This is a genomic window from Gemmobacter sp. (assembly GCF_016792925.1).
Classification (GTDB): domain Bacteria; phylum Pseudomonadota; class Alphaproteobacteria; order Rhodobacterales; family Rhodobacteraceae; genus Gemmobacter.
Map to the genome: position 1 here is coordinate 1 of NZ_JAEULU010000315.1, position 10,454 is coordinate 10,454.

Here is a 10,454-nt window from a genome sequence, read left to right on the forward strand (position 1 = left end):
GGCCAGGGCAGCATTCCCAATATCACCCCCGCCAAACTGGGCTGGTCCGAGGCCGAGATCGTCGAATATCTGACCACCGGGTTCACGCCGGATTTCGACAGCGTGGGCGGTCATATGGCGCATGTGGTGGAAAACATGGCCCGCTTGCCCGAGCCGGAGCGCGCGGCGGTGGCGGCCTATCTCAAACAGGTGCCGGCGGTCGAATAGCCGGGGTTAACCGCGCTTTAGGGAAGATGCGGCAGGCTGGGGCGATGATGAGACAAGATGCCCACCCCATCCCCCTCTCGGTGCGCGCGCTGGCCTGCCCGCCATCGCCCGACCATGCCGAAACCTGGCTGCGCCAGATCTTCTCGGCCCATGCCGCACAGGGCGGCGTCGTGCGCCGCTCTGTCGCTTGGGTCGATCGCGAAGTCGGGCGTGACCGCTTCATCGCCGAGGTCCGACGACGCGGCTTTCACCTGATCACCAGCGGCAACCAGTTCATCGTGGTCTGCCATTCCGGACCGGTGCAGATCCTGTTCTGAGGCCACCGGATTTTCGCAGAAAATCCGCAATGCCCGAGTTTTCTGCGAAAACTCGTTTCCCGGCTCACGCCCGGCCGATCTTCTCCAGCCGCGCCGCGCGCAGCCGGGCAAAATCTTCGCCCGCGTGATAGCTCGACCGCGTGAGCGGGGTGGCCGAGACCATCAGGAACCCCTTGCCCCAGGCGCTTTTCTCATAGGCGGCAAATTCCTCGGGCGTCACGAACCGGTCCACCCGGTGATGTTTCGGCGTCGGTTGCAGGTATTGGCCGATGGTCAGAAAATCAATGTCGGCGGCGCGCATGTCATCCATGACCTGCTTGACCCCCTGTGCATCCTCGCCCAGGCCCACCATGATGCCGGATTTGGTGAAGATCGTCGGGTCCAGCTCTTTCACCCGCTGCAACAGCCGCAGGCTGTGGAAATAGCGCGCGCCGGGGCGCACCGTGGGGTAAAGCCCCGGCACGGTTTCCAGATTGTGATTGAACACATCCGGCCGCGCCTCCACCACCACTTCCAGCGCCGAGGGCGCGCATTTCAGGAAATCCGGTGTCAGGATCTCGATCGTGGTGGCCGGGGCGCGGTGGCGGATCGCGCGGATGGTCTGGGCAAAATGCTCTGCCCCGCCGTCAGCCAGATCGTCGCGGTCCACCGATGTGATGACCACATGGTTCAGCCCCAGCTTTTGCACCGCATGGGCCACCCGGCCCGGCTCGAAAGCATCCAGCGCCGAGGGCTTGCCGGTCGCCACATTGCAGAAGGTGCAGCCCCGGGTGCAGATCTCGCCCATGATCATCATGGTGGCGTGGCCCTGGCTCCAGCATTCGCCCACATTGGGGCAGCCCGCCTCCTCGCAGACCGTGACCAGCTTGTTTTCCTTCAAAAGGTCGCGCGTTTCCTTGTAGCCCTGCGAGGTCGGCGCCTTCACGCGGATCCAGCTGGGCTTTTTCGGCTGCTCCTGATCGGGGCGATGCGCCTTTTCGGGGTGACGCTGGTCGGGCATCTTGAGGTCGCGCATCGGATTTTTCCCCCTGACGGACGGTTCCCCCTGAAATAGGCTGTTTGGCGCGCCGTGGCAAGTTTTCCACTTTGCCCCGGCCGACCGGGTTTGAACCGGCGGGCCTGCTGCCGCGACCAAGGCAGACAGCCCGGCCGGTGAAAGCCCGGACAGTGACCCATTTTTCACCCGGCCCGGCGCCGGGGGTGCAACAGTGACAGGAGTAGACATGCCGAAGAAATTGATTGCCGAGGCGATCGGAACCGCGATCCTCGTGCTGTTCGGCTGCGGCGCCGCCGTCCTCGCGGGCAGCGACATCGGCCATACCGGCATCGCGCTGGCCTTCGGGCTGGCCATCGTGGCCGCCGCCTATGGGCTGGGCGCCATTTCGGGGGCGCATCTCAATCCGGCGGTCTCGCTGGGCATGGTGACCGCAGGCCGCATGACGGTGGGCGAGTTCATCAACTATGCCGCCGCCCAGATCGTCGGCGCCGTGATCGGCGCGGGCGTGCTGTATCTCATCGCCAGCGGCAAGACCGGTTTTGCCCTCGGGGAATGGGGTCTTGGTTCCAATGGCTATGGCCCGGGCTATCTGGGCGAATATGCGCTGCCTTCGGCGCTGGTCTTTGAATTTGTCGCGACCTTCCTGTTCGTGACGGTGATTCTCGGCTCCACCGGCCCCGGCTCTACCGCAGGTTTTGCCGGTCTGGCCATCGGTCTGACCCTCGCCGCCATCCACCTGCTTGGCATCAATGTGACCGGCGTTTCGGTGAACCCGGCACGCTCCATCGGCCCGGCGATCTTTGCGGGCGGCGCGGCGCTGAGCCAGCTTTGGGTCTTCATCATCGCCCCGCTGGCCGGGGGCGCGCTGGCAGGCGGGCTTTACGCCGCAGGCTTCACCCGCGCCAACGGCTGATCCGGCCCCACCGGGTCTTGCAGGCGCCCGGAGCGATCCGGGCGCCTGTTTCACGCGACAAACTGCCGCAAATCCTCCGCATCCTCTTGCCATGTCGCGCCGGGCGCGCGACCCTCATGCTGCAACTGCGAATGGGCGTGGCGCGCATGACGATGACGGAACTGACCTTCGCCATTCTGGCCTTGCTGCTGACGCCCGGCCCCACCAATACGCTGGTGGCGCTGGCGGGCAGTGCGCGCGGCTGGCTGGGGGCGCTGCGCCTTCTGCCCTATGAGATCGCGGCCTATCTGCTGGTCACCCTGCCGCTGGCCCTTCTGGGCGCGCTGGCGCTGGAGGCTGCGCCGCTGCTGCGCCCGATCATCACCCTGGCCTCCGGGCTTTGGGTCATGTGGCTGGCCTTTCGCATGTGGCGCCCCAGTCTTGAGGCCGAGGGCGCCGAGGTCACGCCCCGGCGGCTGTTCGTCACCACGCTGCTGAACCCAAAGGCGCTGATCTTCGGCCTTGTGCTGCTGCCTGGGCCGCAGCTTGCGCTGCATGCCGCGCTGTTCGTTGCACTGATCGCGCTGGTGGCGGCGGTCTGGGCGGGGATCGGCGCCTGCATGGCCGGGCGTGGCGATTGCCCGGTGGGGCAAACCCCGCCGCTCTTGCGCCGCGCGGCAGGGCTGTGGCTGGGCGTGCTGGCTTTCGGCCTCGTGCTGAACGCGCTGCCGCAGTTGTAAGAAAATTTCTCTGGCCGAGGCCATTGCCGAGGTCATGCGGTGCCGTTTCCGCATCGGGCCGTTGGCCCGAAGCCAACGGCCAGCGCCCGCCCTGCGGGGGGCGGGTGCTTCACACCCGCCGGGCGGGCGCGGGCCTCCCGGGATCATGCTGTGCCGGTCTTGCGGCGCCGTTCCCACGCGGTCAGGGAAACGCGATGCGTTTCCTGATCTTCCCGAGCCTCACCCGATCAGCGGCCCCGACCGGCCATAGGTCTCGTCATAATGGCGCCGCAGCCGTTGCAGCGCGATGCGCAGCACGATCTTGCCCGAGCGTGCCGCCCAGCCCATGCGCTTTTCCGCCACTTCCAGCCCTTCCAGATGGCAGCAGACCCGCAGCGCCACATCACCAAGGCCCGGGCCAAGGTCGCGCAGCGCCGCCGCCACCCGGTCGCGCGCCGCCGATCCCGCATCGCGCGGCGCGGCGCTGGTGCCGACCTCGGCGCCCAAAAGCACCCGGTCCCAGTTCTGCGGCCGCGCGCCGATCTGCGCCAGCTCGAAATCCTCGCGCAGCCGTTCCGCCGCCTGCACCAGATCGGGCTCCAGAAACACCTTGCCATCCTTGTCGCGCCGCCGCGCCAGCACCGCCACCGGGCTTTCCGCCAGCGCAAAGCGCAAGCGGCGCGGGCCATCCTCGCCCTCCGCCTCGTCCCAGCCCGGCGCGCCCGCAAAGCCCGCAGGCGCCTCGGCCATGCCGAAGGCCGCGTGATGGCTCATCCGGCGGCGGTCCTCCTCCTCCACCATGCGTTTCAGACCGCTGCGCCCGCCCGCCGTGATCTCATAGGTCGACAGCCGGCCTTGCGTCTTGCGCACCGCGATCCAGTCCTTCAGCGCGAAGGCCTGGGCCACCGCGCGTTCCAGCACGGCGGTCTGCACCATGCGCCCGTCGCTGCCCTCGCGCAGCACGACGGCCTTTTCCATATCCGGCGCCACCGCCAGCACGGCGCCGGGTTCGGCCAGCCGGCGCAGCACGCGGCGGCCTTCGCGGGCGATGCCCGCCTCATCAAGGGTCACAGGGGTCTGGCGCAGCGGGGCGGTGATCGGGGCGTTCATCTCTGGCCTGTCCTTTCCAGTGGCAGCGGAATGGGCGGAACCCTGCACCTGCGCCAGCGCGGCCAGCGCCTCGTCGACCAGCGGGTCGTCGCGGCGCGCCTCATAGCGGCGCACCTGCCGCATCACGGTCGAGGCCGCCACCCCCTGCCGTCGGGCCAGCTCGCGCAGCGACAGGCCTTCCTCGGTATGATCGAGGTAGAGCTTCACCGCAGAGGGCAGCCATTCCGGCAAAGTGAAATCGGCGCTGAGGTTGGGTTCCATGGTCTCGTTTCCTGCGGCCCCGGGTCCACCTGCCCGGACTTGGACAAATGCAACCGTGGGAGCCATTGGTTACCCGGTGGTTAACAAAACCTGTCACTGCCGGGCTGAGGGCCATAATTGTTTCTAAATCCTAAACAAAGGCTGCGACGGCGCGCGCTGGAACACAGGCGCATGCAACGGCGGGTTGATCCGTGCGATTGTTTCCACATCGAAGAGGGGAGACCTGCCATGACCGATTTTCGCCGCCTGCTCTGTGACCTGCGCCGCCCGACCCTGCTGCTGCGCGCCGCCCGTTTTGGCCTCAGCGATTACCAGCGTGACCGCGATCTGAAGCGGCTTTTGCGCGAAGCCGCTGCGGGTGGCCCGGAAAAAACCGTGGCGCGCTTGCTTCACGAAGAAAACCTGCTGGAGGAAACCCGCCGCGCGGGTGATGCCAGCTATTCGCTCACCCGCCATATCGAGCTGCTGATCGCGCTGCTGGCCGAGGTGAACCTGTTGCCGAAATCGCAACAAAACCCCGCCTGAACCCGGCCCAAAGCGCCGCTGCCACGGCGCGCCACAGATGCCAAAGGGGCCGGGAAATCCCGGCCCCTTGGTCATTTTCAGGAAACAATCCTCAGATGAAGGCGTCGGGTTCCGCGGCCTTCTTCCTGGCCACATAGGCGTCCAGCGCTTCGCGGATGCCCTCGTCCAGCGCCGGCGCCTGATAATCGGCCAGCTGCTTTTTCACCCGCTCCGCCGCCAGCGCCTGCGTGTCGCGCGCGCCTTCCTCGTCCCAGGTCTCGAAGGGCTTGTAATCCAGCAGGTCCGAGCGCCAGAACGCGCTCTTGAAATTGGCCTGGGTATGGGCGCAGCCCAGATAGTGACCGCCGGGGCCGACCTCGCGGATCGCATCCATGCCCTGCCCGTTCTCATCCATCATGACGCCCTGCGCCAGATGATGCAGCGTGCCCAGCTGGTCGGCATCCATCACGAATTTCTCGTAGGACGACACAAGGCCGCCCTCCAGCCAGCCGCAGGCATGCAGCATGAAGTTCACGCCCGCCAACAGCGCCATGTTCAGGCTGTTCGCGGTCTCATAGGCCGCCTGCGCATCCGGCAGCTTCGACCCGCAGAACGACCCGCCCGAGCGATAGGGCAGCCCCAGCCGCCGCGCCAGTTGCCCGGCGCCATAGGTGATATGCGCGGCTTCCGGCGTGCCAAAGGTCGGCGCGCCCGAGTTCATGTCGATCGAGGTCACGAAAGCCCCGAAAATCACCGGCGCGCCGGGGCGGATCAGCTGGCTGTAAGCCACGCCCGCCAGCACCTCGGCCAGCACCTGCGTCAGCGTGCCCGCCACCGTCACCGGCGCCATCGCCCCGCCCACGATGAAGGGCGAGATGATCGCGGCCTGACCGGCCTTGGCATAGACCTCCAGCGCGCCCATCATCACCGAATCGAAAGTCAGCGGCGAGTTGATGTTGATGAGCGAGGTCATCACCACATTCTGATCCACGAAGGCATCGCCAAACAGGATCTTCGCCATCTCGACCGAATCCTGCGCCCGCACCGGCTCGGTGACCGAGCCCATGAAGGGCTTGTCGCTCAGCGTCATATGGGCGTGCAGCATGTCGAGGTGCCGCTTGTTCACCGCCACATCGGTCGGCTCGCAGACCGTGCCGCCGCTGTGATGCAGCCATTTCGACATATAGCCCAGCTTCACGAAGTTCTGGAAATCGGCGATGGTCGCATAGCGCCGCCCGCCTTCCAGATCGCGCACGAAGGGCGGGCCGTAAACCGGCGCCAGCACCAGATTCTTGCCACCGATCTCGACATTGCGCTCCGGGTTGCGGGCGTGCTGGGTGAAGCTGCGCGGCGCGGTCGCGCACAGCTTGCGCGCCAGCCCGCGCGGAATATGCACCCGCTCGCCGCGCACATCGGCGCCAGCGGCCCGCCACAGCTCCAGCGCGGCCGGGTTTTCCAGGAAGTTGACACCAACCTCCTCCAGCACCGTCTCGGCATTCCACTCGATGATCTGAAGCGCTTCTTCGTTCAGGATTTCAAAATTCGGAATGTTGCGGCTGATGAATTTCGCCGTCTCGAAGCTGATGCCGGTGCGCTCGGCCCGACGCGCCGCACCACCACCGCGCGCCCGACGCCCGCCTGCTGCCACATCATTCATGTCGAATCCCTCCGTTTACGCCGCGCAGGCGCCCGATTTTGCCCCCTTATGCCGCCCCAAGGTTAAAAACCGACACCCATTTCCGCCACTTCCGTCCTGAAACCGACATCCACCCCCCTTCATCTTGGCAAAAATATCCCGCACGATTGCAGGCTGGGGCGCGGGGGTGTGAAACCCCCGCCTTTCCCCCACTCAGCCCCCAATTCCGGCTTGCGATTTGCCCCCGCCAAAGCTATGGCGCAGCCATGACACATCCGCATCAACGCCTGCTCATCATCGACTTCGGCTCTCAGGTTACGCAGCTGATCGCGCGCCGCCTGCGCGAGCTGAACGTCTATTGCGAAATCCACCCGTTCAACCGCGTGGACGAGGCCTTTCTCAAGGCCTTCGCCCCGCAGGCGGTGATCCTTTCGGGTGGCCCGGCCTCGGTCTATGCCGAGGGCGCGCCGATGCCGCCCGCCGGGGTCTTTGATCTGGGCGTGCCGATCCTGGGCATCTGCTATGGCCAGCAGGTGATGATGCATTGCCTGGGCGGCAAGGTCGAGGGCGGGCACGGCACCGCCGAATTTGGCCGCGCCTTCGTCACCCCCACCGCCGCGCAGCTCTCCATCCTGGACGGCTGGTTTACCAGCGGCGACGAGCAGGTCTGGATGAGCCATGGCGACCATGTGTCGAAACTCGCCCCCGGCTTCGAGGTCTATGGCACCTCGCCCAATGCGCCCTTCGCCATCACCGCCGATATGTCGCGCCATTTCTATGCGGTGCAATTCCACCCGGAGGTGCATCACACCCCCAAGGGCGCGAAACTCTACGAGAATTTCGTGCGCCTCGCGGGATTCACCGGCGATTGGACCATGGCGGGCTACCGCGAGCAGGCCATCGCCACGATCCGCGAACAGGTCGGCGACAAGCAGGTGATCTGCGCGCTGTCGGGCGGCGTGGACAGCTCGGTCACGGCCATCCTGATCCATGAGGCCATCGGCGCGCAGCTCACCTGCGTCTTCGTCGATCATGGCCTGCTGCGGAAGAACGAGGCCGAACAGGTCGTCGCCATGTTCCGCGAGAATTACAACCTCAACCTGATCCATGCCGATGAAAGCGCCCTGTTCCTCGGCGCGCTGGAAGGCGTCTCCGACCCCGAGGTCAAGCGCAAGACCATCGGGCGCCTCTTCATCGACGTGTTCCAGAAATACGCCAACCAGATCGAGGGCGCCGAATTCCTCGCCCAGGGCACGCTGTATCCCGATGTCATCGAAAGCGTGTCCTTCAGCGGCGGGCCGTCGGTCACCATCAAATCGCACCACAATGTCGGCGGCCTGCCCGAGAAGATGGGGCTGAAACTGGTCGAGCCGCTGCGCGAGCTGTTCAAGGATGAAGTGCGCGCCCTTGGTCGCGAACTGGGCCTGCCCGCCAGCTTCATTGGCCGCCACCCCTTCCCCGGCCCCGGCCTCGCCATCCGCTGCCCCGGCGAGATCACCGCCGAGAAACTGGCGATCCTGCGCGAGGCCGATGCGGTCTATATCGACCAGATCCGCAAGCACGGGCTTTACGATCAAATCTGGCAAGCCTTCGCCGCCATCCTGCCGATGAAAACCGTGGGCGTGATGGGCGACGGGCGCACCTATGATTACGCAGTGGCGCTGCGCGCGGTCACCTCGGTCGATGGCATGACCGCCGATACCTACCCCTTCACCCATGACTTCATGGGCGAAACCATGACCCGCATCATCAACGAGGTGAAAGGCGTGAACCGCGTGTTCTATGACCTCACCTCGAAACCTCCGGGCACGATCGAGCTGGAGTGAACGATTTTTCGCAGAAAAATCGCCTGCCCCACAACACGCTTCACAAGACCGCCGAGCCTCCCTCGGCGGTCTTGCCTTTTGCGCTGCCTCCGGCGCGCCTCAGCTTAGCCGCACAACCGGGGCCAGAAGGACCGGATCGACGCCCGGCACATCAATATCCTCCCAGCTCAACCCGACCGCCCGCACCGAGAAACTGACTTCGCGCGTCAGGAAGGTATCGCTCGCATAGCTCGCCGTAATCACAGTTTCGGCCGCACCATCCTCGCCAAGCTGCTCTTCCATCCGGATCTCTGCCAGGTCGAAATTGTCGTTCACCGAACGGACATTCAGCGTGATCCGATCTTCGCCCTTCACGAAATCGGCAAACTCGATGGTTTGCAGACGGACAGCATCGCCTTCAACAAGCCATTCCATCGCATCACCAAATTGCGATCCGTTTTCGAGAACCGTATCGTCATCGAGCAGCCCTTCATGGAGTGTCACCTCCAGACTGTCACGCCCCGCGCCGCCATAGAAATCGTGATAATCCGTCGACCCGCCTATCCCCACCACATCCATGCTGAAGCTGCCCGTCGCATCCACAGTCAGGCTGTCATCCCCGGCACCGCCATAGGCAATCTTCACATAGCCAGTGCCGATACTGGCCGGGTCGCTCAGGCTGAACAGATCATTGCCGCCATCCCCATAGAGATAGCCGTTATCCATCAAGGTTCCATCCAGCCTGTCGCTGCCTGCCCCGCCAAAAACCGACACAGGGTCCGACGGGTTCGACCCGACCAGAAGATCGTCGCGCCCCGCCCCGCCAAAGATTTCAACGCCAATGACCGACGGCAGATGGATGACATCATCCCCGGCACCGCCATAGACGCTCTCGTCGCCATCGGCCCAGAGAAGCTGCTCCAAACCATCATCCGGCATCAGGTTGATCGTATCATTGCCTGCGCCAGCGGTGATGACTTCGATCAGTTCCTCGGGGTCGTGCCACTCGCCCGCCTCCACAGCGGCGAGATAATCCTCATAGCTCAGACCGTCATCGCCCTGCGTGCCGGTCACGTCGCCCGCGTCATCGCGGATGAAATCAGGGCCGATCGGGACGCTCTCCGGCTCCTCGGGTTCTTGTGGTTCGCCGCTGTCCTCCGAAGTGTCGGACCCGAAGGGCATGAAAAACGCCGCCAGCCCCAAGGACATCAAAAGGATCAGTTCCATAGACCACCCCAACACTTACGCATAATGAAGCTCAGCTAAATTGGATTTGATTTAAGATGCAATCCCCAAGCCCCCCTCTGTGGCCGTGAAACGGGCGCGCCTGTCCCGCTTGGGGATCGCGCATTGACCGCTGTGAAAAAAACGGGCAAGCGACCCAAGCTGGATGTCAGCCCGGCAACCATGATTTGCACACCGGAGGCCCCCATGATCCGCCTGCGCGGCCAGTTGATCTGCATGACGCCAGCGGACCGCGCGACCGTTCTGGCCCATGTGCAAGACCACATCGCCCTCACCCGCGCCGAGCCCGGCTGCCTGTCCTTCGAGATCACCGAGACCGAGGACCCTTTCACCTTCGAGGTGATGGAGGCCTTCCGCGACCGCATGAGCTTTGACGCCCATCAGGCCCGCACCCGCGACAGCGCCTGGTTCGCCGCCACCCGTCACATCCTGCGCGATTTCCGGCTGGAGGAAGTCGGCGACTGATCCTGTCGCAAACAGAAGCGCGCCGCGCCCGCCCTGCCGCTAAGCCGTTGGAAAGCCCGCGCCCGAAAGGCCAGATCTTGTCCAACCGCCCGCTTGCCGCCGCCGCCTGGATGTCCGGCTCGATCCTCTCCTTCACCGCCATGGCCGTGGCCGGACGCGCCGTTTCCGACGTGCATGACACGTTCGAGATCATGTTCTGGCGCTCGCTCACCGGCCTTGTGTTGGTGGTGCTGACCGCCGCCCTGCTGGGCCGCCTGTCCGAGGTGCAGACGCGCCACCTGCCCCAGCACCTGCTG

The 10,454-nt window shown here is 65.2% G+C and carries 10 protein-coding genes and 2 pseudogenes; 8 read left to right on the forward strand and 4 right to left on the reverse strand.

Going from position 1 to position 10,454, the window contains the following annotated elements; all coding sequences use genetic code 11:
* Window positions 1-207 (forward strand): annotated as a pseudogene (locus JNN06_RS15495) (cytochrome C); the annotation flags it as partial.
* Window positions 208-254: 47 nt separating this feature from the next.
* Complete coding sequence (locus JNN06_RS15500; RefSeq protein ID WP_291240497.1) at window positions 255-524, forward strand: N-(5'-phosphoribosyl)anthranilate isomerase; 270 nt, start codon at window positions 255-257, stop codon at window positions 522-524.
* Window positions 525-588: 64 nt separating this feature from the next.
* Here the strand turns inward: JNN06_RS15500 and lipA are convergent, their stop codons facing one another.
* Window positions 589-1,539 carry a lipoyl synthase gene (lipA, locus tag JNN06_RS15505; protein WP_291240498.1) on the reverse strand — a complete coding sequence of 317 codons (951 nt, stop codon included), beginning with the start codon at window positions 1,537-1,539 and terminating at the stop codon, window positions 589-591.
* 208 nt (window positions 1,540-1,747) lie between these two features.
* Between lipA and JNN06_RS15510 the strand changes: the two genes are divergently transcribed.
* Entirely contained in the window at window positions 1,748-2,434 is a 687-nt protein-coding gene (locus JNN06_RS15510) for an aquaporin (protein ID WP_291240499.1), read from the forward strand.
* A 116-nt stretch (window positions 2,435-2,550) separates the two neighbouring features.
* Window positions 2,551-3,153, forward strand: a complete 603-nt coding sequence (locus JNN06_RS15515; RefSeq protein WP_291240500.1) for a LysE family transporter — start codon at window positions 2,551-2,553, stop codon at window positions 3,151-3,153.
* 219 nt (window positions 3,154-3,372) lie between these two features.
* On the opposite strand, the gene JNN06_RS15520 is transcribed toward JNN06_RS15515, so the two are convergent.
* Complete coding sequence (locus JNN06_RS15520; RefSeq protein WP_291240501.1) at window positions 3,373-4,503, reverse strand: DUF6456 domain-containing protein; 1,131 nt, start codon at window positions 4,501-4,503, stop codon at window positions 3,373-3,375.
* Between the two features lie 228 nt (window positions 4,504-4,731).
* On the opposite strand from JNN06_RS15520, the gene JNN06_RS15525 reads away from it, so the two are divergent.
* A complete protein-coding gene (locus tag JNN06_RS15525) occupies window positions 4,732-5,028 on the forward strand; it encodes a DUF6477 family protein (RefSeq protein WP_291240502.1) in 297 nt (98 codons plus the stop codon).
* A gap of 91 nt (window positions 5,029-5,119) precedes the next feature.
* Here the strand turns inward: JNN06_RS15525 and JNN06_RS15530 are convergent, their stop codons facing one another.
* The gene (locus tag JNN06_RS15530) at window positions 5,120-6,664 is read right to left on the reverse strand and encodes a trimethylamine methyltransferase family protein (RefSeq protein ID WP_291240503.1); all 1,545 of its coding nucleotides are present in this window, start codon (window positions 6,662-6,664) and stop codon (window positions 5,120-5,122) included.
* A gap of 245 nt (window positions 6,665-6,909) precedes the next feature.
* On the opposite strand from JNN06_RS15530, the gene guaA reads away from it, so the two are divergent.
* A complete protein-coding gene (gene guaA / locus JNN06_RS15535) occupies window positions 6,910-8,469 on the forward strand; it encodes a glutamine-hydrolyzing GMP synthase (protein ID WP_291240504.1) in 1,560 nt (519 codons plus the stop codon).
* Between the two features lie 99 nt (window positions 8,470-8,568).
* Here guaA and JNN06_RS15540 read toward each other — a convergent pair whose 3' ends face one another.
* Entirely contained in the window at window positions 8,569-9,675 is a 1,107-nt protein-coding gene (locus JNN06_RS15540) for a calcium-binding protein (protein ID WP_291240505.1), read from the reverse strand.
* A gap of 204 nt (window positions 9,676-9,879) precedes the next feature.
* On the opposite strand from JNN06_RS15540, the gene JNN06_RS15545 reads away from it, so the two are divergent.
* On the forward strand, window positions 9,880-10,158 hold the full coding sequence (locus JNN06_RS15545) for an antibiotic biosynthesis monooxygenase (RefSeq protein ID WP_291240506.1): 279 nt from the start codon (window positions 9,880-9,882) through the stop codon (window positions 10,156-10,158).
* Between the two features lie 47 nt (window positions 10,159-10,205).
* Window positions 10,206-10,454: pseudogene (locus JNN06_RS15550) on the forward strand (hypothetical protein); the annotation flags it as partial.

Excerpts from the sequence above, each read along its gene's own strand:
- JNN06_RS15500 (WP_291240497.1), top strand. The coding sequence starts at position 255 with ATGAGACAAGATGCCCACCCCATCCCCCTCTCGGTGCGCGCGCTGGCC.
- lipA (WP_291240498.1), bottom strand. The coding sequence starts at position 1,539 with ATGCGCGACCTCAAGATGCCCGACCAGCGTCACCCCGAAAAGGCGCAT.
- JNN06_RS15510 (WP_291240499.1), top strand. The coding sequence starts at position 1,748 with ATGCCGAAGAAATTGATTGCCGAGGCGATCGGAACCGCGATCCTCGTG.
- JNN06_RS15515 (WP_291240500.1), top strand. The coding sequence starts at position 2,551 with ATGCTGCAACTGCGAATGGGCGTGGCGCGCATGACGATGACGGAACTG.
- JNN06_RS15520 (WP_291240501.1), bottom strand. The coding sequence starts at position 4,503 with ATGGAACCCAACCTCAGCGCCGATTTCACTTTGCCGGAATGGCTGCCC.
- JNN06_RS15525 (WP_291240502.1), top strand. The coding sequence starts at position 4,732 with ATGACCGATTTTCGCCGCCTGCTCTGTGACCTGCGCCGCCCGACCCTG.
- JNN06_RS15530 (WP_291240503.1), bottom strand. The coding sequence starts at position 6,664 with ATGAATGATGTGGCAGCAGGCGGGCGTCGGGCGCGCGGTGGTGGTGCG.
- guaA (WP_291240504.1), top strand. The coding sequence starts at position 6,910 with ATGACACATCCGCATCAACGCCTGCTCATCATCGACTTCGGCTCTCAG.
- JNN06_RS15540 (WP_291240505.1), bottom strand. The coding sequence starts at position 9,675 with ATGGAACTGATCCTTTTGATGTCCTTGGGGCTGGCGGCGTTTTTCATG.
- JNN06_RS15545 (WP_291240506.1), top strand. The coding sequence starts at position 9,880 with ATGATCCGCCTGCGCGGCCAGTTGATCTGCATGACGCCAGCGGACCGC.